Source organism: Nocardia sp. NPDC004582, assembly GCF_053602115.1.
The window spans coordinates 1-23,749 of record NZ_JBSGCY010000106.1; the positions used below are offsets into that span (position 1 = coordinate 1).

At 68.7% G+C, this 23,749-nt stretch carries 23 protein-coding genes; 17 read left to right on the top strand and 6 right to left on the bottom strand.

Translation table 11 applies throughout. From position 1 onward, the window contains the following. The 6 genes from sucB to ACWELJ_RS24820 form a co-directional block, all read left to right on the top strand. Positions 1-777, top strand: a 777-nt coding sequence (gene sucB, locus ACWELJ_RS24795) for a 2-oxoglutarate dehydrogenase, E2 component, dihydrolipoamide succinyltransferase (protein ID WP_452368522.1), incomplete at its 5' end; no start/stop codon positions are given. A 34-nt stretch (positions 778-811) separates the two neighbouring features. Beyond that, complete coding sequence (locus tag ACWELJ_RS24800) at positions 812-1,711, top strand: TIGR01777 family oxidoreductase (RefSeq protein ID WP_452368523.1); 900 nt, start codon at positions 812-814, stop codon at positions 1,709-1,711. A gap of 110 nt (positions 1,712-1,821) precedes the next feature. Beyond that, entirely contained in the window at positions 1,822-2,334 is a 513-nt protein-coding gene (locus tag ACWELJ_RS24805) for an N-acetyltransferase family protein (RefSeq protein ID WP_452368543.1), read from the top strand. 38 nt (positions 2,335-2,372) lie between these two features. After that, on the top strand, positions 2,373-3,125 hold the full coding sequence (gene lipB / locus ACWELJ_RS24810) for a lipoyl(octanoyl) transferase LipB (protein WP_452368544.1): 753 nt from the start codon (positions 2,373-2,375) through the stop codon (positions 3,123-3,125). Then, entirely contained in the window at positions 3,100-4,188 is a 1,089-nt protein-coding gene (gene lipA, locus ACWELJ_RS24815) for a lipoyl synthase (RefSeq protein WP_452368524.1), read from the top strand. Before lipB ends, lipA begins: the two co-directional genes overlap by 26 nt. A 149-nt stretch (positions 4,189-4,337) precedes the next feature. Then, on the top strand, positions 4,338-6,539 hold the full coding sequence (locus ACWELJ_RS24820) for an elongation factor G-like protein EF-G2 (protein ID WP_452368525.1): 2,202 nt from the start codon (positions 4,338-4,340) through the stop codon (positions 6,537-6,539). 3 nt (positions 6,540-6,542) lie between these two features. Here the strand turns inward: ACWELJ_RS24820 and ACWELJ_RS24825 are convergent, their stop codons facing one another. Next, positions 6,543-7,232: a TetR family transcriptional regulator gene (locus ACWELJ_RS24825; protein WP_452368526.1), complete on the bottom strand. Its 690-nt coding sequence runs from the start codon at positions 7,230-7,232 to the stop codon at positions 6,543-6,545. Between the two features lie 90 nt (positions 7,233-7,322). On the opposite strand from ACWELJ_RS24825, the gene ACWELJ_RS24830 reads away from it, so the two are divergent. Next, positions 7,323-8,759 (top strand): MFS transporter, encoded by a 1,437-nt coding sequence (locus ACWELJ_RS24830; RefSeq protein WP_452368527.1) that lies wholly within the window; start codon positions 7,323-7,325, stop codon positions 8,757-8,759. Positions 8,760-8,920: 161 nt separating this feature from the next. Beyond that, positions 8,921-9,664 (top strand): DUF4191 domain-containing protein, encoded by a 744-nt coding sequence (locus ACWELJ_RS24835; protein WP_452368528.1) that lies wholly within the window; start codon positions 8,921-8,923, stop codon positions 9,662-9,664. Between the two features lie 77 nt (positions 9,665-9,741). On the opposite strand, the gene ACWELJ_RS24840 is transcribed toward ACWELJ_RS24835, so the two are convergent. Together ACWELJ_RS24840 and ACWELJ_RS24845 are read right to left on the bottom strand one after the other, a co-directional pair. Beyond that, positions 9,742-10,656, bottom strand: coding sequence for an alpha/beta hydrolase (locus ACWELJ_RS24840; RefSeq protein ID WP_452368529.1), 915 nt, complete (start codon positions 10,654-10,656; stop codon positions 9,742-9,744). 274 nt (positions 10,657-10,930) lie between these two features. Then, entirely contained in the window at positions 10,931-11,461 is a 531-nt protein-coding gene (locus ACWELJ_RS24845) for an RDD family protein (RefSeq protein ID WP_452368530.1), read from the bottom strand. Positions 11,462-11,899: 438 nt separating this feature from the next. On the opposite strand from ACWELJ_RS24845, the gene glnA reads away from it, so the two are divergent. Together glnA and ACWELJ_RS24855 are read left to right on the top strand one after the other, a co-directional pair. Further along, complete coding sequence (glnA, locus tag ACWELJ_RS24850; RefSeq protein ID WP_452368531.1) at positions 11,900-13,336, top strand: type I glutamate--ammonia ligase; 1,437 nt, start codon at positions 11,900-11,902, stop codon at positions 13,334-13,336. Positions 13,337-13,554: 218 nt separating this feature from the next. Then, the gene (locus ACWELJ_RS24855; protein ID WP_452368532.1) at positions 13,555-14,463 is read left to right on the top strand and encodes a tyrosine-protein phosphatase; all 909 of its coding nucleotides are present in this window, start codon (positions 13,555-13,557) and stop codon (positions 14,461-14,463) included. Between the two features lie 59 nt (positions 14,464-14,522). On the opposite strand, the gene ACWELJ_RS24860 is transcribed toward ACWELJ_RS24855, so the two are convergent. From ACWELJ_RS24860 to ACWELJ_RS24870, 3 genes are all read right to left on the bottom strand, one after another. Next, a complete protein-coding gene (locus ACWELJ_RS24860) occupies positions 14,523-14,996 on the bottom strand; it encodes a hypothetical protein (RefSeq protein WP_452368533.1) in 474 nt (157 codons plus the stop codon). 103 nt (positions 14,997-15,099) lie between these two features. Next, positions 15,100-15,510 carry a TY-Chap domain-containing protein gene (locus tag ACWELJ_RS24865; protein WP_452368534.1) on the bottom strand — a complete coding sequence of 137 codons (411 nt, stop codon included), beginning with the start codon at positions 15,508-15,510 and terminating at the stop codon, positions 15,100-15,102. A 154-nt stretch (positions 15,511-15,664) separates the two neighbouring features. Further along, entirely contained in the window at positions 15,665-17,140 is a 1,476-nt protein-coding gene (locus ACWELJ_RS24870) for an MFS transporter (protein WP_452368535.1), read from the bottom strand. Between the two features lie 117 nt (positions 17,141-17,257). On the opposite strand from ACWELJ_RS24870, the gene ACWELJ_RS24875 reads away from it, so the two are divergent. The 7 genes from ACWELJ_RS24875 to ACWELJ_RS24905 all read left to right on the top strand — a co-directional run. Next, on the top strand, positions 17,258-17,890 hold the full coding sequence (locus ACWELJ_RS24875; protein ID WP_452368536.1) for a TetR/AcrR family transcriptional regulator: 633 nt from the start codon (positions 17,258-17,260) through the stop codon (positions 17,888-17,890). A 40-nt stretch (positions 17,891-17,930) separates the two neighbouring features. Beyond that, entirely contained in the window at positions 17,931-18,413 is a 483-nt protein-coding gene (tsaA, locus tag ACWELJ_RS24880; RefSeq protein ID WP_452368537.1) for a tRNA (N6-threonylcarbamoyladenosine(37)-N6)-methyltransferase TrmO, read from the top strand. A gap of 49 nt (positions 18,414-18,462) precedes the next feature. Beyond that, on the top strand, positions 18,463-19,665 hold the full coding sequence (locus ACWELJ_RS24885) for a PucR family transcriptional regulator (protein WP_452368538.1): 1,203 nt from the start codon (positions 18,463-18,465) through the stop codon (positions 19,663-19,665). A 175-nt stretch (positions 19,666-19,840) separates the two neighbouring features. After that, positions 19,841-21,298, top strand: coding sequence for a dihydrolipoyl dehydrogenase (gene lpdA, locus ACWELJ_RS24890; protein WP_452368539.1), 1,458 nt, complete (start codon positions 19,841-19,843; stop codon positions 21,296-21,298). An 11-nt stretch (positions 21,299-21,309) separates the two neighbouring features. Further along, the gene (gene pdhA, locus ACWELJ_RS24895; protein ID WP_452368540.1) at positions 21,310-22,464 is read left to right on the top strand and encodes a pyruvate dehydrogenase (acetyl-transferring) E1 component subunit alpha; all 1,155 of its coding nucleotides are present in this window, start codon (positions 21,310-21,312) and stop codon (positions 22,462-22,464) included. Positions 22,465-22,483: 19 nt separating this feature from the next. Beyond that, the gene (locus tag ACWELJ_RS24900; protein WP_452368541.1) at positions 22,484-23,467 is read left to right on the top strand and encodes an alpha-ketoacid dehydrogenase subunit beta; all 984 of its coding nucleotides are present in this window, start codon (positions 22,484-22,486) and stop codon (positions 23,465-23,467) included. A gap of 15 nt (positions 23,468-23,482) precedes the next feature. Further along, on the top strand, positions 23,483-23,749 hold a 267-nt coding region (locus ACWELJ_RS24905), incomplete at its 3' end, for a biotin/lipoyl-containing protein (RefSeq protein WP_452368542.1).

Sequence of the window (23,749 nt, forward strand, 5' to 3'; positions counted from 1 at the left end):
CCCTCGGTCGCTGTAGGGCTTGCCGCGGCCGCCGCGCCGCGTCCGTCGCTGTCGCACCTGACCGGCACGGTCCAGAAGGCCACCCGCATCCGGCAGATCACCGCGGCCAAGACGCTCGAGTCGTTGCAGACCACCGCGCAGCTCACCCAGGTGCACGAGGTCGACATGACCAAGATCGCGTCCCTGCGCAACCGCGCCAAGGCCGCGTTCAAGCAGCGCGAGGGCGTGAACCTCACGTTCCTGCCGTTCTACGCCAAGGCCGTCATCGAGGCGCTGGCCGTGCACCCGAACATCAACGCCTCCTACAACTCCGAGACCAAGGAGATCACCTACCACTCGGTGGTCAACCTGGGTATCGCGGTCGACACCGAGCAGGGTCTGCTCTCGCCGATCATCCACAACGCCAACGACCTGTCGCTGGCCGGACTGGCGCGCGCCATCGCCGATATCGCCAACCGCGCCCGCAACGGCGGCCTCAAGCCGGACGAGCTGGCCAACGGCACCTTCACCATCACCAATATCGGCTCGAACGGCGCGCTGTTCGACACCCCGATCCTGGTGCCGCCGCAGGCCGCCGAGCTGGGTACCGGCGCGATCGTCAAGCGCCCCATGGTGATCAGCGACGACGGCAACGAGTTCATCGGCATCCGGTCGATGGCCTACCTGCCGCTCACCTACGACCACCGCCTCATCGACGGCGCCGACGCGGGTCGCTTCGTGACCACGATCAAGCACCGTCTGGAAGAGGCCGCGTTCGAGGGTGACCTGGGCCTGTAAGGCCGGAACGGAGACGGGTCGGGGGTTGGATCGGATGAAGATCGTGGTCGCCGGTTCGTCCGGACTGATCGGGACGGCACTCGTCGCGGCGCTGCGCCGCGACGGGCACGAGGTCACCCGCCTCGTACGCCGTCCCGTGCATGCCCGCGACGAATTCACCTGGGACCCCGTCCGTTCCAACCTGGACGAGCGCGCGCTGCGCGGTGCGGACGCCGTGGTGAACCTCTGCGGCGCGAGCATCGGGCGGCGGCGCTGGAACGGCAGCTACAAACAGGAGCTGCGCGACAGCCGCATCGTCCCCACCGACGTGATCTCCGCCGCGGTCGCCGCCGCGGGAGTGCCGACGCTGGTCAACGCCAGCGGCGCGCACTACTACGGCGGCGAGACCGGCGACCGGGTCGTCACCGAGACGTCCCCCGCCGGAACGGGTTTCCTGGCCCGGCTGTGCGCCGACTGGGAAGCCGCCACCGAACAGGCCGCCGACGCCGGGGTGCGGACCGTGCTGCTGCGCTCGGCGGTGGTGCTGGCGCGGCACGGCGGCATGCTCGGAATGCTGTACCCGCTCTACTATCTCGGGCTCGGCGGGCGGCTCGGCAGCGGGCGGCAGTACGTCCCGTGGATCTCGCTCGACGACGAGGTGGGGGCGATCGTGTACGCGCTCACCCACGAGAGCCTTTCCGGGCCGGTCAATATGTGCGGTCCCGCACCGGTCACCAATGCCGAGTTCACGCGGGCGCTGGGGCGGATCATGCATCGGCCGACGCCGTTGATGGTGCCCGCGTTCGCGTTGAAGCTCGCGGTCGGCGAGTTCGCCGACGAGGCGATTCTGCACGGGCCCAGGGCGATTCCCACCGCGCTGGAGGAAGCCGGGTACCAGTTCCAGCACCCGACCATCGGTGCCGCGCTGGCCGGGACGCTCGGACACTCGAGCTGACCGCGGATCGCCCACGGCTGAGCCCGAACACGGTCGGCTGCTGCCGGGCGCGGTGCACGTCACAGCAACCGCGCCGATACCGTGGGGGCGTGACCAATCAACCGTCCGACGTGGTGGTGCGCGACGCCCGCGAGAGCGATCTGCCGGACATCCTGGTGATCCACAACAACGCCATCGCCGAGACCACGGCCATCTGGGATACCGAACTCGCCGACATCCACGAGCGCGAGGCCTGGTTCGCGGCGCGGACCGGGGCGGGCCATCCGGTGCTGGTCGCCGAGATCGGCGGCAAGCTGGCCGGATACGCGAGTTACGGGCAGTTCCGGCCCAAGTCGGGCTATCGGTTCTCGGTCGAGAACTCGGTGTACGTATCAGATATATTCCATCGCCGCGGCGTGGCCACCGCGCTCATGCGGGCGCTGCTGGCGCGGGCGGAGAGCGGCGACGTGCACGCCATGATCGCGGCGATCGAGTCGAGTAACCGCACGTCGATCGCCCTGCACGAGAAATTCGGCTTCACCACCGTCGGGCAGATGCCCGAAGTCGGATACAAATTCGGCCGCTGGATGGACCTGACGCTCATGCAACGGACCTTCGGCGAAGGAGTAGCGTCGCCATCGTGAGCGAGAGCACTACGGCCACCGCACCGTTACCCCGCGCGGTGTCGGCTCGCTTCGACAGCACACCCCTCGCGGTCGAAGATCTGGGCCTGATCGACTATCAGCGAGCCTGGGAACTGCAGCGGTCCATCGCCGCCGAACGCGCCGAGGGCATCGGGCCGGACCGGCTGCTACTGCTGGAACACCCCTTCGTCTACACCGCCGGACGCCGCACCGAGCCGCAGGATCTGCCCATGGACGGCAGCCCGGTCATCGAGGTCGATCGCGGCGGGAAGATCACCTGGCACGGGCCTGGGCAACTGGTCGGCTACCCGATCGTGCGGCTGGCCGAACCGGTCGATGTGGTCGCCTATGTGCGCCGGCTCGAGGAAGCGCTGATCGCGGTGTGCGCGCGGCTGGGGCTGGAAACCGGTCGGGTGGAAGGCCGTTCGGGCGTGTGGGTCCCGGCGAACGAATTCCTGCCCGAGCGCAAGGTCGCGGCCATCGGCGTGCGCGTGCAACGCGGCGTCGCCCTGCACGGCATCGCGCTCAACTGCGACTCCAGCCTGGACGGTTTCGATGCGATCGTGCCGTGCGGTATTCGCGATGCCGGGGTCACCACCCTGAGCCGCGAACTCGGCCGCGACGTCACCGTCGCCGAGGTGCGGCCGCTGGTCGCCGACGCGATCGCGCGCGCCCTCGACGGCGAACTGACGGTGTCCGACCACACTGTCGCGCGCTGCGTGAAGACCGATCCGGAATGCCCAGAACCAGTCCCCGCGGTGCCCGATGACGTGCCCGTCAAGGCCGAATGACCACGAGCGTAGGGTGAATCAAGTGACTGCCGTCGATACCCCGACACCTAACGACCCGGCCGCACCCAACGGCCGCAAGCTGCTTCGCATCGAGGCCCGCAACGCCGAGACCCCGATCGAGCGCAAACCCTCGTGGATCCGCACCCGCGCGACCATGGGCCCCGAGTACACCGAACTCAAGGGCCTGGTGAAACGCGAAGGGCTGCACACGGTCTGCGAGGAAGCCGGGTGTCCCAACATCTTCGAATGCTGGGAGGACCGCGAGGCCACCTTCCTCATCGGCGGCGAGCAGTGCACGCGGCGCTGCGACTTCTGCCAGATCGACACCGGCAAACCCGCCGCCCTCGATCGCGACGAACCGCGGCGCGTGGCCGAGAGCGTGCAGGCCATGGGCTTGCGCTACTCGACCGTCACCGGTGTCGCGCGCGACGATCTGGAGGACGGCGGCGCCTGGCTGTACGCCGAGACCGTGCGCGCCATCAAGCGGCTCAACCCGCACACCGGCGTCGAACTGCTGATCCCCGACTTCAACGCGGTGCCCGAGCAGCTGGCCGAGGTGTTCGAGTCGCGGCCGGAGGTGCTCGCGCACAATCTGGAGACGGTGCCGCGCATCTTCAAGCGCATCCGCCCCGCGTTCCGCTACGAGCGGTCGCTGGCGGTCATCACCGCGGCCCGCGAGGCCGGCCTGGTCACCAAGTCCAACCTGATCCTGGGCATGGGCGAGACCCCGGAGGAAGTCACCCAGGGCCTGCGCGACCTGCACGAGGCGGGCTGCGACATCATCACCATCACCCAGTACCTGCGGCCCTCCCCGCGCCACCACCCGGTCGACCGGTGGGTGAAGCCGGAGGAGTTCGTCGAGCACTCCAAGGCCGCCGAGGAGATGGGCTTCGCCGGTGTGATGGCCGGTCCGCTGGTCCGGTCCTCGTACCGCGCGGGCCGGCTCTACGCCCAGGCCATGCGCCACCACGGCCGCGAGATCTCCCCGGAGATGGCGCACCTGGCCGAGGAGGGCAGCGCCGCGCAGGAGGCCACCAGCGTGCTGGCCCGTTTCGGCTCCTAACACGGACCGCCACCGCGGGGACGCGGACGTGAATGCCACGTGGCCTTCGCCGAAACGCCGGTAGACGAGTTATCCCGCGATTCGTGGACGGGAGCCCTCCGCTGGTGGGAAGCTCGAAGGACCGCAATGATCGACCCACGGAGCGAGCCATGGTCGAGCGAACGACGACAGCGCACGGTGTCAACGGGAAGGTGGTCGTGGCCGAACGGCCCGGCGATATCCGCAATGTGGTGCTGGTCGGGCACAGCGGGTCCGGGAAGACCACGCTGGTCGAGGCGCTCGCGGTGGCCGCCGGGGCGGTGCCCAGAGCCGGGCGGGTCGAGGACGGCACCAGCGTCTCCGACTACGACGACATCGAGCAGCGCCAACACCGGTCGGTGCAACTGTCGGTGGTGCCGATGGGATGGGAGAAGGTCAAGGTCAACCTGCTCGACACCCCCGGATACGCCGATTTCGTCGGGGAGCTCAGGGCCGGTCTGCGAGCAGCGGACGCGGCCCTTTTCATTCTCTCCGCGGCCGCCGGGGTGGAGGGCGTGAGCGGGCCGACGCTGGCGCTGTGGGAGGAATGCGCGAGTGTGGGCATGCCGCGCGCCATCGTGCTCACCCACCTGGACACCGCGCGAGCCGATTTCGAGGACATGACCGAGACCTGCCGGCAGATCCTCGGCGGCGGACGGTCGGAATCCATACTGCCGCTGCATCTTCCGGTGTACGGGCCCAAGAATCCCGACGGGCACCGGCCGGTGACCGGACTGATCGAACTGCTCACCGAGCACGTCTACGACTACTCGACCGGGGAGCGCGTCGAGACGCCCGCCTCCGAGGAACAGCGCGCACAGTTGGAGGAGGCGCGCAATCGGCTCATCGAGGGCATCATCGCCGAGAGCGAGGACGAGACCCTCATGGACCGCTACATCGGCGGGGAGGAGATCGACCTCGCCGCACTGGTCACCGACCTGGAGAAAGCGGTCGCACGCGGCAGTTTCCACCCGGTGCTGATCGCCGCTCCCCCACCCGAAGGCGCGCGTCAAGGACTGGGCACCGTCGAGATCCTCGACCTGATCACCCGCGGATTCCCCACGCCCGCGGAGCATCCGGTGTCCGCGACCGGCTCCGGCGGCAAGCCCGCCGCGCTGGCCTGCGATCCGGACGCGCCACTGGCCGCCGAGGTGATCCGCACCGCCTCCGACCCGTACGTGGGCCGGTTGTCGCTGGTGCGAGTGTTCTCGGGCACCCTGCACGCCGACGACACCGTGCACGTGTGCGGGCACGGCACGGGCGCGGACGGCGATCACGATGCCGACGACCGGGTCGGCGGGGTGTCGGCGCCGTTCGGGAAACAGCAGCGGCCACTGCCGCAGGCCATCGCCGGGGACATCGTGTGCGTGAGCAAACTCGCGCACGCCGAGACCGGGGATACGTTGTCCGCCAAGGACTCTCCGCTCATCATCGAACCGTGGGCGCTGCCCGATCCGCTGCTGCCGGTCGCGATCAAGGCGCACGGTAAAGCCGATGAGGACAAGCTCTCCCAAGGGTTGTCGCGACTGGTGGCCGAAGACCCCACGGTCCGGCTGGAACAGAATCCCGACACCCACCAATTGGTGCTGTGGTGCCTCGGCGAGGCGCATCGCGAAGTGGCTCTGGAACGGCTGCGGTCCCGGTTCGGCGTGCAGGTCGACGTCGTCGACCACAAGGTGGCGCTGCGCGAAACCTTCGCCACCCAGGCGTCCGGGCGCGGACGGCATGTGAAGCAGTCCGGCGGCCACGGGCAGTTCGCGGTCTGCGAGATCGAGGTGGCCCCGCTGCCCGAGGGCTCCGGCATCGAGTTCGTGGACAAGGTGGTGGGCGGAGTCGTTCCGCGCCAGTTCATTCCGTCGGTGGAGAAGGGCGTGCGCGCCCAGGCCCTGCGCGGGGTGGCGTCCGGATATCCGCTGGTCGATGTGCGGGTGACGCTGTTCGACGGCAAGGCGCACTCGGTGGATTCCTCCGACGCGGCCTTCCAGACCGCGGGCGGATTGGCCTTGCGGGAAGCCGCCGCCACCGCCCGCATCAGCGTGCTGGAACCCATCGCCGAAGTGCTGGTGGTGGTTTCGGACACCTATGTCGGCCCGGTGCTCGGCGATCTGTCGAGTCGCCGCGGGCGGGTCCTGGGCACCGAACCGGTCGGGCCGGGCCGCACCGCGATTCGGGCCGAAGTCCCCGAACTGGAGCTCAGCCGCTACGCCGTGGATCTGCGGTCACTGGCCCACGGCGCGGCGAGTTTCACCCGCGCCTACGCCCGCCACGAACCGATGCCGCACCAGCTGGCCGACAGCATGCGCGAACAGGCCAAAGCCGGCGGCCACGGCTGACGGTCAGGACTCCCCCGCGGCAGCGCCCGCGGGCAGGGGCAGCGCGGCCAGGGCCGTCATGAAGAAGTCGAGGCCGAAACCGTAGTGCTGATCGGCCTCACAGGAGGTCAGCGCGGCGGCGGCCTGCACGATCCGCGGATAACGCTGCCGCGGAAGGGTTTCCAGGCGCAGGCGCTTGCGGCGGATCATCTCGGCATTGTCATCGGCGGACTGCTGCGGGGCCCGGGCGCCGGGCTCGCCGAGCACCAGCATGACGGCGGTGCGCAGGACATTGCCGCAGACCGCGGCGGCCGGTTCGACGTCGAAGCCGTATTCGGTGAGGATCTCGAGCGCGGTCTCGGTGGCGTCGAGGAATCCGGGGCTCGGGTCCTTGTCGGCGGCCACCTGGAACAGCGTCACCAGGGCGCGGTGCCGGCGCAGCATCGCCACCAGCGATTCGACCAGGACACGGAACTGGTCCAGGAGCGGACGCGACCGGTCGCGGGTGGTGTCGACCTGTTCCCACAGTCGGTCGACGACGCCGGCCAGCAGTTCGTCCTTGTTCTTGAAATGCCAGTACAGCGCCATCGGGGTGACGCCCAGTTCCTGGGCCAGGCGCCGGATGGTGAGCGCGTCGAGGCCCTCGGCGTCGGCCAGCGCGATCGCGCCGTCGGCGACGGTCTCCCGGCTCAATCGGTTCTCCGCTTTTGCCACTTGACAAATATACAACGTACAGGCTTTCCTGTACCACGTACATGTACAACGTATGCGAATGCTGTACAGGAACAAGGCATAGGAGTTGCGGTGCCACTACTGCCCCGCCGCTGGTGGGCCCTGATCGGGGTTTCCCTGGCGACCTTCATGACATTTCTCGACAACAACGTGGTCAACGTCGCGCTGCCATCCATCCAGAGCGACCTGGGCCTGTCCATCTCGGGCCTGGAATGGGTGGTCAGCAGCTACATCCTGGTCTTCGCCGGGCTCATGCTGGCCGGTGGACGACTCGCCGACCTGTTCGGCCGCCGCCGGATGTTCCTCGGCGGCCTGGCCGTGTTCACCCTCGCCTCACTACTGGCCGGACTCGCCGACAGCCCGGCCATGCTCATCGCGGCCCGCGTCCTGCAGGGCGTCGGCGCGGCCGCCGCGATCCCCCCGACCCTCGCCATCATCGCCGGACTGTTCCCCGACGACACCGAACGCGCCAAGGCGGTCGGCGTGTGGAGTGCCATCGGCGCACTCGCGCTGGCGCTGGGGCCGTTCACCGGCGGCGTGCTCAGCCAGCACGTCGACTGGAGCTGGATCTTCCTGATCAACGTGCCCTTCGGCGTCCTCACCTTCGCGCTCACCGCGCTGACCCTCGACGAGACCCGCGAACGGGTGCGGCACCGGCTCGACCTGCCCGGGCTCGCGACCTCGGCCATCGCGCTGTTCGCGATCACCTACGCGCTGATCGAAGGACACAACCGCGGCTGGACCTCGACGCTGATCGTGGGCTGCTTCGCGGTCGGCGCGGCCGCGCTCGCGGCGTTCGTCGCCATCGAAACGCGCCGGCCGGACCCGATGGTGGATATGTCGATGTTCCGCTCGCGCGCCTTCAGCGGCGGCATCGCCGTGATGATGCTGTGGGGATTCGGGGTGATGGGCATCTACTTCTTCACCGCGATGTATCTGCAGAACGTGCTCGGTTTCTCGCCCACCGCGGCGGGGGCGGCGTTCATTCCGATGGCGGTCGCCATGGTGCTGGTGTCACCGCTCGCCCCGCTGGCCGCGCGCCGGCTGGGCACCAATGTCACCGTGGCGCTGGGCGTTGCGGGCATCGTCGGTGCGCTGCTGGATATTTCGACGATCGGCGAGCACGGGCACATTCTCGATCTGATGCCGGCCTTCATCGGCTTCGGCATCGGCTCGGGCCTGCTCATGACGCCGTTGAACACGGCGATCATGGATCGGATGCCGCCCGCCGTCGCGGGCGCGGCGGGCGCGGTGGTGAATGCGAGCCGGGAGATCTCGGCGCTGCTGGGCGTCACCATCGTCGGTGCGATCCTCACCACTCGCGCGGCGACCGTGGCCGGGCAGGGCGCGGCTCCGATGCACGCCTTCCTCGAGGGGTACCGGCTCGCGATCGTCGTCGCGGGCGTCATTGTCGCCGTGGGTATTCCGCTGGCGCTGATCACCCTGCGGACCCCGCGTGAGCAGGCACCCGCGGCGGCGGCCCCCGAACCGATCGGGGCGGCGGTCTGACACCGCGAGCGCCGCATCGGCCGGAAGGACTCCGGCCGATGCGGCGGCTCCGGCCGACAAGCACTCGCGCCGAGCGCGATTCGGGCCGCACGGCACCGACCGGTCGCGTCAGTGTCCATCCCGTCGCGAACCGGGCGTACCCGGCGATTAAGCTGGACCGCATGGCAGCAGGCAAGGGCGGTAATCCGTCGAAGGAAGCGAAGGCCGCGGCGAAGGCGGCGCGCAAGCAGGCGTCGAAGGACCGTCGCAAGCAGCTCTGGCAGGCGTTCCAGATGCAGCGCAAGGAAGACAAGCTGCTGCTGCCGCTGATGATCGGCGCCCTGGTCGGCGTGACGGTGCTGTTCCTGGTGATCGGCCTGATCTTCGGTCTGCAGTGGTTCCTGCTGCCGATCGGCCTGGTGCTGGGCGTGCTGGCCGCGTTCATCATCTTCGGCCGCCGGGTGCAGAAGAACGTGTACGCCAAGGCCGAGGGCCAGGCCGGCGCGGCCGCCTGGGTGCTGGACAACCTGCAGGGCAAGTGGCGGGTCACCCCGGGTGTCGCGGCCACCACCCAGCTCGACGCGGTGCACCGCGTGGTCGGCCTGCCCGGTGTGGTGCTGGTCGCCGAGGGCTCGCCGCAGCGCGTGAAGTCGCTTCTGGCACAGGAGAAGAAGAAGGTGTCGCGCCTGGTCGGCGACACCCCGATCTACGACATCGTGATCGGCAACGAGGAGGGTCAGGTTCCGCTCAAGGAGCTGGAACGCTACCTCCGCAAGCTGCCGCGCAATATCGACGCGGCGCGCATGGACAACATCGAGGGCCGCCTGTCCGCCCTCGCCACCCGAGGCGGCCCCGCCCTGCCCAAGGGTCCGCTCCCCAACGGCGCGAAGATGCGCGGCGTCCAGCGCTCGATCCGCCGCCGCTGATCAACCTTTTCGCCGAGTGGCACATGGTGGCGGGGAAATCGGACGAATCCCCTCCAGGGTGTGCCGCTCGGCGGGGGTCAGCGGACGTGGCGGGAGAGGAAGCCGATCACGTCGGGGGTGACGGTGCGCCAGTACTCCTCGGTGTGGGTGCCGGGGGTGATCAGGCCGACTTCGGGGCGGGCGGTGGCGATGAAGCGGCGGCAGCCCTCGATGAAGCGGTCGCGGTCGCCGCACCACAGGCCGACGGGGGCCGGGCCGAGCTTGTCGAGGTTGCGTAGCGGGTCGAGGGCCGCCCACTGGTCGGCATTGATGAACGCGTTCCGTTTGGCCATTTCGGTCCATGAGGTGAGCAGGCCTGGCGACATGGTGGCTACCGCGTTCACCGGGCGGTTCTGCTCGGCGCGGCGACGCGCGTAGACCAGCGCGCCGAAGCCGCCCATGGAGGTTCCGGTGCAGGCGAAGGGCTGTCCGTCCTTGCCCGCGAGGCGGCGCTGCGCGAGCCAGCCGGGGACCTCGTCGAGCAGCATGGTCATCGGGTCGTCGCCGGTGCCGTGGTCGTGCCAGTAGTTGTCGCCGCCGTCGAGGGCGACGAAACCGAAGGCCGGGGTGACGCGGGTGGCCACCGCGGCGGCCAGCAGGTCGGCGATATTGCCGACGGCGGCGGTGCGGGCGGTGCCGTGCAGGCCGTGCAGCAGCAGCGAGATCGGGATGTTCTCGGCGGAGACGCCGGGCGGCAGGATCGTGACCAGGTCGACCTCGCAGCGGCGGGCCTTGGAGTAGACGCGCTCGGTGCTGATGATCGGGCTGAGACCCATCGCCGTCTGGCCGATGTCCTCGGCGTGCTGGGTGCGCTGGACGCCGTCGGATTCGGTGGCGGCGTTGACGCCCGCGGCGACCGCGGCACCCGCCGCGGCCAAACCGACCAGCCCGGTGGTCGCGAGCAGAGACCGCCGGCTCAGGGTCCGCGCGGCCGCCCGGTAGTCCTCGAGCATCGATCCCTCCATCGGCACAGCAACAGCTACCGCCCGGACGACGGCCAGGTGGCTGCATCAGGGCAAATCGCCGCCACCATACCGATCGAAAGCAAACAGCGGTGAACATTTGGCAACGCCTCGCAACACATTGCACCAACAGCATCGCAGGTAACGCGGCTGATCCCCGCCGACTCGGCGCGGCGTGATGTGTTCGAATCGCGCCGAGCACAAAACTGTGACCGGAGGCGGTGGGATCCGTGACCGGGCCGTGAACGCGGGTGACCGCGCGGGGTCAGCGGCTGTAGACGAGGGCGGTGCCGGTGGCGCGGTCGTGCATGCCGCGGCCGTCGCTGTCGGTGAACAGCGCGGGGATGACGAACAGCAGGATGAGCTGGCGGGCCAGCGCCCGGATGAAACCGACCGGCGCGTCGGCGTCCACGCGGCTGACCTTGATCTTCAGGAAGTACTGCCCCGGCGTGAAACCGAACAGCGTGACCGCGATGATCCCGAGCACGAACCACACCACCAGTGTCGGCGTCGACAGCGCCTGGGTGATGACCTCGAAATGCGAGGGCGGCTGCTGCCCCTGCGGGATGGTCATCTTCGACAGGATCTTGTCCGCGTCCGGTCGCACGATGATGGCGGCCAGGCCCATGGAGATGAACCAGTCCACGAGTACGGCCAGCACGCGGCGGGTGAAGGGGGCGAGCGCGCCGGGGCCGGAAGCGGGGAGGCCGAGTTCCTTGCCCTGGTAGTCACCGAGCGGGTTGTCTCCGGACTCGGCGTTCGGTCCGGACAGCCATGAGCCGGTGATGCGTGCCATGGGCCCAGCTTATGCGCCGCCCGTGGGCGGGTCGCCGACGCCCGTCGATCGGCGGATGAGACGGGAACCGTATATGTTGTCAGCCGGTGTCCGGCGGTTGCGGCAATTGTTCGGCGACCCCGGTTGCCAGGTGGATGCCCGGCGGTGAGGATTGTCACGATGACCGGGCCGGACGCGGTAAGGCCCCTAACTTTTCAGAGTCTTAACAGCCCGTTCTGCCAGGTCGGTGGCAGGATATCGGTGCTGGTCGAGCATTGCTCGGCGACCGCTGCGGCGTCCACGCGAACCCGGGGGCACCGCCGAACCCCCGGCCAGCAGTGCGTGTAACACTGGCGAAACACAGCCTTGATTGCAGGGAAACACCGCATCCATACCGTGTGGTCGCGACGAACCCATGCAGTCACCACTGGCTGGGAACCGATCCGTAAGGAGTACTAAGTGGCGTTCAGCACGGCCGACGAGGTCATCAAGTACATCAAGGAGGAGGAGCTCGAATACGTCGATATTCGCTTCACCGACCTCCCCGGTGTGCAGCAGCACTTCTCGATCCCGGCGAAGGCGTTCACCGCTGATCTCGCCGAAGAGGGCCTGGCGTTCGACGGTTCGTCCGTCCGCGGGTTCCAGTCGATCGACGAGTCGGACATGCTGCTGCTGCCCGACTTCAGCACCGCGCGGGTCGACCCCTTCCGTGCTGCGAAGACGCTGAACATGAACTTCTTCGTGCACGACCCGTTCACCCGTGAGGCGTACTCCCGCGACCCGCGCAACGTCGCCCGCAAGGCCGAGGAGTACTTGGCCGCGACCGGTATCGCCGACACCTGCTACTTCGGTGCCGAGGCCGAGTTCTACATCTTCGACTCGATCCGCTACGACTCGGCGATGAACGGCTCGTTCTACGAGATCGACTCGGTGTCGGGTTCCTGGAACACCGGCGCGGAGTACAACGCCGACGGCACCCCGAACCGTGGCTACAAGGTTCGCAACAAGGGTGGCTACTTCCCCGTCGCGCCGTACGACCACTACGTCGACCTGCGCGACAAGATCTCGACCAACCTGCAGAACGCGGGCTTCGAGCTGGAGCGCGGCCACCACGAGGTCGGCACCGCCGGTCAGGCCGAGATCAACTACCGCTTCAACACCCTGCTGGGCGCCGCTGACGACCTGCAGCTGTTCAAGTACATCGTGAAGAACACCGCGTGGCAGGAGGGTAAGACCGTTACCTTCATGCCGAAGCCGCTGTTCGGCGACAACGGTTCGGGTATGCACGCCCACCAGTCGCTGTGGAAGGACGGCAAGCCGCTGTTCCACGACGAGGCCGGCTACGCGGGCCTGTCGGACCTGGCGCGTCACTACATCGGCGGCATCCTGCACCACGCCCCGTCGCTGCTGGCGTTCACCAACCCGACCGTGAACTCGTACCACCGTCTGGTGCCGGGCTACGAGGCCCCCATCAACCTGGTGTACTCGCAGCGCAACCGTTCGGCCGCGATCCGTATCCCGATCACCGGCTCGAACCCGAAGGCCAAGCGCATCGAGTTCCGCGCGCCCGACTCCTCGGGTAACCCGTACCTGGCCTTCGCCGCCATGATGATGGCCGGCCTGGACGGCATCAAGAAGAAGATCGAGCCGATGGCTCCGGTCGACAAGGACCTCTACGAGCTCCCGCCGGAGGAGGCCAAGAACATCCCGCAGGCCCCCACCTCGCTGGCGTCGGTCATCGACCGCCTCGAGGCCGACCACGACTACCTCACCGAGGGTGGCGTGTTCACCGAGGACCTGATCGAGACCTGGATCAACATCAAGCGTGAGCAGGAGATCGCCCCGGTCAACCTGCGCCCGCACCCCTACGAGTTCGAGCTGTACTACGACGTCTAAGTCGAAGTAGCGCAAGCGCTCTGCGAAGCCCCATCCGCCTCGGCGGGTGGGGCTTCGGTGTTTTCGGGGGTAGGATGGTTGCGCGAGAGTTACTGGGGTGCAACGGCGTTCGCGGTGGTCCAGTCGGGGTCCCGGTGGGTGGGGATGGGTGGTCGGTGGGTGGGAAGGCCGGTGGGTAACGGTGCGGGGTAGGCGTAAGCACCCCTAGCGTCGCGGCCGTGAACATCAAACGATTTGCACGACTTCGGATTTCAATGCTTGTTGTGACCGCTGCGGCGGGGGCGCTGCTCGGGGGCGGGGTGCCGGTGGTGGCTGTGGCCGCGCCGCCGGTGATGCGTGCCGAGGCGACTCGGATCACGTTGCAGGGGGCGGTGAATGTGCGGGATGTCGGGGGGTATGTGACCTATACAGGGGATTCGACCAAGTCGGGGAAGGTGATTCGGGCGGATGCGCTCGGGAAGCTGACCGATGGTGATGTGCAGCAGTTGGGGGCGTTGGGTATCAAGACGGTGATCGACTTACGGACGCAGGCCGAGGTGGGGGCGCAGGGGGCGGATCGGGCGATCCCGGGGGCGACCGCGGTGTCGCGGCCGATCAGTGATGGGGGGATGTATTTGAAGATGGTGCAGGCGATCGGGTCGAAGGATCCGGTGGTGCAGCAGGCGGCGCTGGGTGACGGCAAGGCCGAGCAGATGATGCGGGATATGTATCAGAGCTTCCTGGCGCCGGATTCGATGGCGCAGTTCGGGCAGACGATCAAGGACATCGCGGCCTCCGGCGGCGCGACGCTGTATCACTGCACCGCGGGCAAGGACCGGACCGGGTGGATGACCTATGTGCTGCTGCGCGCGGTGGGTGTGCCGGAAAGTGTTGCGCGCCAGGATTATCTGCTGTCGAACCAGTACCGGTCGGCGGCGGACGCCGCGCAGCGGGCGCAGTTGAAGCAGGCGGGCATCATGCAGAACCCGGATCTGCTGATCCCGTTGCAGGTTGTCAGCGATGAGTATTTGAACAACGCGATCGACAAGATGAATGAGCAGTTCGGTGATTTCGGCAAGTTCCTCACCAAGGGACTCGGCATCGACGCCGCCACCGTCGTGAAGCTGCACAAAACCCTGGTGGGCTGACCTCCCATCGTCCGGGCCCCGTCGTACCGCGTGCGGCGGGGCTCCGCCCTGTCATGGCGTCAGAAGCCGAAACTGCCTGTGGCGGGTGCGGTGTCGCAGGCGGGGTTGGACGGTTCCGGGTCGGGAGTGCTGCCGGCGGGCGCGGGGAGGACCGTGACCGTCATGCTCGTCGAGCTCAGGCCCTGCTTGGCCGTGATCGTGTGCGGACCGGTTCCGACGGGGAGCCATTCGATCCAGGTGTACTGCTCGAACGGAGAATTCCCGCCGGCGCCGGGGGTGACCGTGCCGATGCATCGACCGTTGTCGTACACCTGAGCACTGGGGGTGCCGCTGCCGGATTTGGTGAGGTACACGGCGAACCAGGTGGTCTTGCCCGCCACCGGTCCCGGGGTGTCGGCGGTGCCGGGTGCGCGGCTGATCGAGAGGACGGCCGCGTTCGCCGATGGCGAGGCCAGGGTGACGCACGCCGCGATCACCGCCACTCCCTGTGCGCCACAGAGGATTCGACGCGCCAGACGATTCTTCACCCGCATTGTTCCGCTCCTGCTCACCGACCCGGGGATTCGTGTCAGGCGAACAGTAGCGTCGGCCCATAATGAAGCATTGTCGTTTCAAAAAGGCCGGGTGCCCCGAGTTTCAGGGTCGCGATGGCCGGGCGCTCAGCAGCGAGAGATCGAGCGCCATGGTCTCGGCCCAGCCGGTGGCCCGCAGCTCGGCGGGGGCTCCGACACCGAGCGCCTCGTGCAGCCCGCGCGCCGCCGAACGGGCCAGGTCCTCGAAGTCCGCGCGGGTGATGGGCCAGCGCAGGGTGCGGCGCCAGTTCTCGATCTCGCGTTGCAGGGTGGGGGCGGTCCAGCCGAGGTCGCGCAGCAGTTGGGCGGCGGCCTCCGAAATCGGCTCGGGCAGATAGTAATTACCGGTGAGTTCGGCGGAGAGATTGATGTCGAACTGCTGGAATTGCACGTACCGGTTGCCGGTGGCGACGAGGGTGAGGGTGGCGCGGGAGGGTAGTCCCGCCAGAAACGTGGCCAGCCTGCGTGCGAACACGTCCCAGTCCATCGTGACAACTTGTTCGCGCTGGCCCTGGATGCCCATCCCGGCCGATCATACGCCGTCCAGCCGGCACCCAGGGCCAAAAACCGTGCCGCTCAGTCTGATCAGCCGAGGAAAGAAAACCGGGCGAGCGAAAGGTGATGAGTCATCAGCGCCGACCCGCCATATCGGCTCGAGCCTCCGGTTCCGCTGCCGGCGGCCGAGCAGCGCCGACGGCCTCCGCCGAGGCCGAGAACGCCACGGTGACAGCACAAATCGCCAGCAGAATCACCGTCAGGTACAGCGAGTCGGTCAATGCCGAGGCATACGGCCCCTTGATCGCATCCGGCAGCGGACCCGCTTCTCCGGCGGACGCGGGCAGCGCGTGTGCCGCCAGCCGCGCGGTGAGCAGTGCGCCGATCGCCGCGCTTCCGAGCACCGACCCGACCTGGCGGGTGGTGTTGTAGATCCCCGAGGCCGCCCCCATCTGGTGCAGCGGCAGACTCCGCAGCGCGGTCGCGGGCAGCGGCGCCCAGATACACGAGCTGCCGATGCCGCAGACCGCCGACATGACGCACATCAGCGGGATCGACCCGTCCGGGGTGGCGAGTCCGATGAACCACAGCACCGCGGCCGTGAACAGGGCGAAGCCGAAGGTGAGCAAATAGCGCGGCGGCACCTTGTCCGACAGCTTGCCGACGACCGGCGACAGGACGGCGGACACCACCGCCATCGGGGCGAAGACCAAGGCCGCCGCGGTCGGTGCGAGCTCGCGGACCGCTTGCAGGTAGAAGTACGACGGCACCATCTGCGCGGTCATCGCCGCCCCCAGCGCTCCGGTGGCCGCGGTGCCGAGCGAGAAGTTGCGGTTCCGGAACAGGCTCAACGGCACCAGCGGTTCGGCCGTGGTGCGCCCCTGGTAGATCAGGAACAGGGCGAGGACGACGATCCCGCCGGCGATCACGCCCCACACCCAGCCCGCCCAGTGGTAGGTGTTGCCTTCCTGAATGCCGAATACCAACGCCGACATGCCGATCGCGACGGCGATCATCCCGGGAATGTCGAAGCGGTGGTCGTTCGTCGGCAGTGCCGGGACCAGCCATGCGCCCAGGGCGAGCGCGATCACACCGATCGGCAGGTTGACGTAGAAGATCCACTGCCATCCGCCGTGGTCGACGAGTACGCCGCCCAGGATCGGCCCGACGAGGGTGGCGATGCCCGCGACGCCACCCCACACCCCCATGGCCGCACCGCGCTTGTCCCACGGGAAGATTCGCCCGATCACCGCCATGGTCTGCGGTGCGATCAAGGCCGCGCCGAGTCCCTGGACGGCGCGGGCGGCGATCAGTGAGCCGATGCCGCCCGCCAGCCCGCACCACAGCGAGGCCAGTGTGAACACCGAAAGTCCGCCCAGGTACAGGTATTTCGGTCCGAAGCGGTCGCCGAGGCGGCCGGTGACGAGCAACGGTACCGCGAAGGTGAGCAGGTAGGCGCTGGTTACCCAGATCACCTGGGACATGTCGGTGTGCAGGCCGCGCATGATCGCCGGGTTCGCCACGGCCACGATGGTCATGTCCAGCAGGATCATGAAGTAGCCGGCGCAGAGAGCTCCCAACGCGCCCCACGGATTTCGTTCCGTCGCCACGGGACATCCCCCATTTCTTTGTTGATCGACACAGAAATAGGTAGCAGTGGGCCGGAAGTCGCGTCAAGAGATATCTTTAACGGACAACACAGAATTCATCGGGAAGGCAGGTGGAGGATGGGCGAACGTGGCCGGCCCCGCGGCTTCGACCGCGACGCGGTACTCCGGCAGGCGATGATCACGTTCTGGCGCAAGGGATTCGAGGGCACCTCGATGACCGACCTCACCGCCGCCATGGGGATCGCCTCGCCGAGTATCTACGCCTGCTTCGGCTCGAAGGAGCAGCTCTTCCGCGAGGCCGTCGGACTCTACGACACGACCGCCGGCGAACCCGCGCGCCTCGCGCTCGACCGCGCCCCCGATGCTCGCGCCGGCGTCCACGAACTACTGTCCGCCAGCGCCGGTTTCTTCACCGATCCCGCGACGCCGCCCGGATGCATGGTCACCTTGGCCGCCACCCAGCCCGCGACGAGTCCCGACATCCAGGTTTTCCTGGCCGATCTGCGGCGCGGCCTGCACACCGCGATCGAGGCCCGCCTGCGACGCGCGATGGACGAGGGTGACCTGTCCGGCGAGGCGGCCGTCGAGTCGATGGCCGCGTTCTACACGACCGTCCACCAAGGCATGTCCATCCAGGCCCGCGACGGGGCCACCCGCGCGGACCTGGAAGCGGTCGCCACGGCCGCCATGGCGGCCTGGGAACCCTTGGCGGTTGTCACATCTCCGGGGCCGCGTCCGTCCAAGAGGTGACCGGCCGCACCGGCCGGGATCATTCAATCGAGGAGTACGCATGAGCGCCGGAGCCGGCGAATCGCCACGATCGAAGGAGTTGACGGTCTTGTTCTCGGAATCCTCCAGCAGCCCTGATCATTTCGAGGTGCGGGCGGTCGGGCGGGTGCGGTCGGCGCTCACCGATCGCACCGGTGCGCCGCGACAGCCCGATGAGGACGCGCCGCCCGCCGAGGTGGTGCTGGCCCCCGAATTCGCCGCCGCGGCGGCCGATCTTCGGCCCGGTATGCGCGTGGTGCTGCTGACCTGGTTGCATGCGGGGAGCCGGGAGGTGCTCGCGGTGCATCCGCGTGGGGATCGGTCGCGCCCGGCCACGGGCGTGTTCGCGACTCGCTCTCCGGACCGGCCCAATCCGATCGGTCTGCACGAGGTGACGCTGACCGCGGTGTCGCCGGGGGTGTTGGGGGTGGCCGGGTTGGAGGCGATCGACGGGACGCCGATTCTCGATATCAAGCCGGTGCTGGGCGCGGTCGAAACCCGCTGACCGGCCCGGATGGGAGGGGCGGGCGGCCGCCGGGAGTAGGTTGAGTGCCATGGCGGCACCCAGGCATCCGGTCCCGGCGGTCGGCACGCAGCGGCTGGCGGCGGCGTGTCAGGCCGAGGTGCCCGCGTTGACCAAGCAGTTGATGGCGGCGATCTTCACCGACAACCCGGGCTGGACGGATTACACGGCGGTGCCGCGGGCGGATCTGCGGGACGGGTGCCGGCGGTATCTGACCCGGATTCTGGATCTGCTGGGCGGTTCGGCGCCGAATCCGGACGGCGACGATGTGGCCGCGGCCATCGGCAGGCGGCGCGCCGAGCAGGGGGTGCCCCTGGAGGCGATGTTGCGGACGTTCCGGCTCGGCGGCCAGATCGTGTGGGAAGCGTTGCTGGACAAGGCCGATGACATCGGGTCGGCGGAGACGCGGCAGGTGGGTTCGGCCATGTGGGCGGTGGTGGACGGCATGTCGTCGGCGCTGGTGACCTCCTACCGCAATACCGAGCTGGATCGGGTGCGCAGCGATGAACGGCGCCGGCATTCGCTGATCGAGGATCTGCTCGCCGGGCGCGCCCATGACGCCACCTTCGCGGCGCGGGCCGGGCGGGAATTGAATCTGCCCGCGCACGGCGCGTATCTCGTGGTGGTGGCGCGTGGTGAGGGCGGGCCGCGGCTGCACATGGGCGCGGAGGCGGCGCTGGGGGTTTCGGGGGTGCGCTCGGTGTGGCATGAGCGGGTGGATTCGACGGTCGGGCTGGTGTCGCTGGAGCATCGGGACAGTTCGGTTGTGCTGCAACAGCTTCGGCCGTTGATCCGGGGCCGGGCGGGCGTCTCCCCCGCGGTGGCCGGGCTGGCGGGCATCGATACCGCGCACGGGCTGGCGGTGCTGGCGCTGGAGACCGTGCCGGGGGACGCGGCGGGGCTGCTGGTCTCGCTGGACGAGCGTTATCCGGAGGCGCTGCTGCTGCGCTCCCCGGATCTGACCGATCTCTTGGTCGCTCGGACCCTCGGTCCGGTCCTGGAATTACCGCCGAAGGAACGCGACATTCTGCTGCGGACTTTGGCCGTCTGGCTGGCCGAGAACTGCTCGGCGGCCAATGCCGCACCCCGATTGCACTGCCATCGGAACACGGTCATCAACCGGTTGCAGCGCATCACCGCACTGCTCGGCCGACCCTTGGAAGGCCAGCGCGCCTACCTGGAACTTTCCCTCGCGCTGGCCGCGCTGGAGCTGCCCGGGACCGCGCGCGGCTGAGCCGCCGAAAGCACGCTACTCACGGGTACAAATTGGGCTCTGCGCCCAATCAAGTACAACGATATATGGGCTTCGAGTGCATTGATTGTGCAAATGGGGACCGACAGACTCGTTCGCAATGACTCGCATCACAACCGATGGCGGGTCGAGCTATCGAGAACGAGGAGCACCACGAGTGCCGGAATTCGATCTTCTGGTGATCGGTGGCGGTCCCGGCGGGTACGTCGCCGCCATCCGCGCCGCTCAGCGAGGCCTCACCGTCGGCCTGGTCGAGAAGGAACGCCCGGGCGGCGTCTGCCTGAACTGGGGCTGCATCCCGACCAAGGCGATGCTGCGCTCGGCCGAGGTCTTCCACACCATCGCGCACGCCGCCGAGTTCGGCATCTACGCCGACAACCTGCGTTTCGACTACGCCGCGGTGCGCCAGCGCAAGGACGGCATCGTCAAGGAACTGACCGACGGTGTCGCGGGCCTGCTCAAGGCCAATGGCGTCACCGTCATCGAAGGCCACGCCCGGTTCACCGGCGCCACGACCGTCGAGGTCGTCGAGGCCGGTCCGTCGCCGATCTTCGACGGCGGCCCGCGCTATGCCGCCGCCCCGACCGCGAAGGCCGTCCGCACGGTCAGCGCCACGGACGTCATCGTAGCGACCGGTTCGGTGCCGGCCGTGCTGCCGATCCCGGGCGCGGACCTGCCCGGCGTGATCACCTCCGACGGCGCGTTCGGTCTCACCGAGGTGCCGAAGCGCCTGGTCGTGATCGGCGGCAGCGCGGTGGGTGCGGAGTGGGCCAACCTGTTCCACGAGTTCGGCGCGGACGTCACCGTGGTGGAGATGCAGGATCGCCTGGTTCCGTTGGAAGACAAGGAGATCGGCACCGCGCTGGTCCGTTCGTTCACCAAGCGCGGCATCAAGGTGCTGACCGGTGCGACCGTCACCGCGATCGCCGAGGGCAACGCGGGTCTGACCGTCACGGTCGGCGGCGCGAAGCCGCAGGAGCTGCCCGCGGACGTGGTGCTGGTCGGCGTCGGCCGCCGCCCCAATACCGCCGGGCTGGGCCTGGAGGCCGCCGGAATCGCCACCGACGCACGGGGTTTCATCCCGGTCGACGAGCACCTGCGCACCGGCGTCGAGCACGTCTACGCGATCGGCGATGTCACCGGTAAGGCGCTGCTCGCGCATGTGGCATCGCATCAGGGCCTGGTCGCCGCCGACACCATCGCCGGTCACGCCGCACACATCGACTACAACGTGATCCCGGCCGCGACCTTCACGCATCCGGAGATCGCGAGCGTCGGCCTCACCGAGGACGCCGCCAAGGCCGCGGGCCACGACATCGTGGCCGCCAAGTTCCCGTTCGCGGCGCTGGGCCGGGCCAAGTCCTTCGGCGATCAGGAGGGCTTCCTGAAGATCGTCGCGGGCAAGCGGCACGGCGAAGTGCTGGGTGTGCACATCATCGGCCCGTCGGCCAGCGATCTGATCACCGAAGGGGCCCTGGCGATCTCGTTGGAGGCGACCCTCGACGAGCTGGCCGAGACCATTCACGCCCACCCCACCCTCGGCGAGATCGGTATGGAGGCCGCCCTGGTCGGGCTGGGCCTGCCGATTCACGTCGCGCCGCCCCGGAAGCGTTGAGGAGTTCCGTCATGACCACGACCACTGCGGCGAAGCCGACCGCGACCACCGCCGCGTCGCGCAAGCCGGCGCGCAAGGCCACCCGTCCGGCCGATACGACCGCGGACGCAGCCGTATCGAACACCGAAACCCCGCTCGGTGGAGCCGATTTCGGCGGCACGGACGCCGCGACCCTGCGCGAGCTGTACAGCGAGATGCTGTTCATCCGCCGCTTCGAGGAGCGCACCGCGCAGGCGTACCAGCAGGCCAAGATCGGCGGCTACTGCCACCTGAACCTGGGTGAGGAAGCCACCGTCGTCGGTGTCGGCCGCGCCATGCGTCCCACCGACTACCTGTTCACCAACTACCGCGAGCACGGCTACGCGCTGGCCAAGGGCATCGAGCCCGGCCGCGTGATGGCCGAGCTGTACGGCCGCTCCACCGGCACCTCCAAGGGCTGGGGCGGGTCGATGCACATGTACGACACCGCGACCCGGCTGCTGGGCGGTTACGCCATCGTGGGCGGCCAGGTGCCGCTGGCGATCGGCGCGGCGCTGGCCATCGACTACCGCGGCGGCGATGACGTGGTGGTGTGCCAGATGGGTGAGGGCACCACGAACATCGGCGCGTTCCACGAGTCGCTGAACATCGCGGCGCTGTGGAATCTGCCCGTGGTGTTCCTGGTGATCAACAACCAGACCGGTATGGGCACCACCGTCGAGAAGTCCTCCGCCGAACCGGATCTGTGGAAGCGCGCCTCCTCCTACCGCATGCGCGGTGAGCGGGTGGACGGCACCGATGTGCTGGCCGTGCGCGAGGTGGCCGCCGATCTCATCGAGACCGCCCGCCGTGAGGGCAAGCCCGCGCTGCTCGAGGCCGTCTCCTACCGGCTCAAGGGGCATTCGGTGGTCGACCCGGCCAAGTACCGCGCCGAGGACGCCGTCTCCACCGCCGTCGCGCACGACCCGATCGTGTTGTGGCACCACCGTCTTCTCGAAGCCGGTGTGCTGAGCGAGGAGTCGGCCGCCGCCATCGAGGCCGAGGTGAAGGAGCGGGTGCGCGTCGCGGTCGATTTCGCCGATCAGTCCCCGCATCCGGACCCGGCCACCCTGTTCGATTACAACTACGCGACCCCGGTCGCGGGCGATTCCCATCGCCTGCCCGGTGATCCGCTCTTCACCGCCTAAGGACATCACCGTGGCTGTCATGACCTACCGTGAAGCGCTGCGCGAGACCCTCCGCGAGGAGATGCGGCGCGACGACGACGTCTTCCTCATCGGTGAGGAGATCGGCGTCTTCGAAGGCTCCTACAAGATCACCGCCGGCCTGCTGGCCGAGTTCGGCGAGAAGCGGGTGCGCGACACCCCGATCGCCGAAGAGGGTTTCGTCGGCGCGGCGATCGGCGCCGCCATGCTGGGCCTGCGCCCGGTCGTCGAGATCATGACGATCAACTTCTCGCTGCTGGCGCTGGACCAGATCGTCAATCACGCCGCCAAGATCTACGGCATGTTCGGCGGGCAGACCGCCGTGCCGATGGTCATCCGCACCCCCGGGGGCGGCGGGCAGCAGCTGGGTGCGACGCATTCGCAGAACATCGAGCTGTACTACGCGTTCGTGCCCGGCCTGAAGGTGGTCGCGCCGTCCACGCCCGCCGACGCGGCGGCGCTGATGAAGGCCGCGATCGCCGACAACGATCCGGTGCTGTTCCTGGAGAACCTGTCGCTCTACAACACCAAGGGCGAGGTGCCCGAGGACCTGCCGCCGGCCGAGATCGGCAAGGCCGCGGTCACCCGCCAGGGCACCGACATCACCCTGATCGGCTACTCCCGCATGGCGAACGTCTGCACCCAGGTCGCCGAACAGCTTGCCGCCGAGGGCATCTCGGCGGAGGTCATCGACCTGCGCAGTCTGCGCCCGCTGGACCGCGACACCATCATCGCCTCGGTCAAGAAGACCGGCTGTGCCGTCATCGGCGAGGACGACTGGCTGACCTACGGCATCGGCGCGGAGATCGCGGCCTCCATCTCCGACGGCGCGTTCGACTACCTCGACGCCCCCGTCCGCCGCGTCGCCATGGCCGAGGTGCCGCTGCCCTACGCCAAGCCGTTGGAGAAGCTGGCGCTGCCCTCGCCCGAGTCGCTGTACCGGGCCGCCACCGAAACCCTTGCCGCCGTGGGCAAGCGCCGCTGAGATCCGGAAGGAACCATGTCCGAAGTAACCATGCCCCGGCTCTCCGACACCATGGAGGAGGGCGTCGTCGCGGCCTGGCTCAAGCAGGTCGGCGACCAGGTCAAGGCGGGCGAGATCCTGGCCGAGATCGAAACCGACAAGGCGCTCATGGAGCTCGAGGCCTACGAGGACGGGGTGCTCGAGCGGATCATCGCCGACGCCGGTGCGCGCGTGCCGATCGGTGAGGCCATCGCGATCCTGGGCGACGGCAGCGGGTCGGCCCCGGCCGCGCCCGCCGCTGCC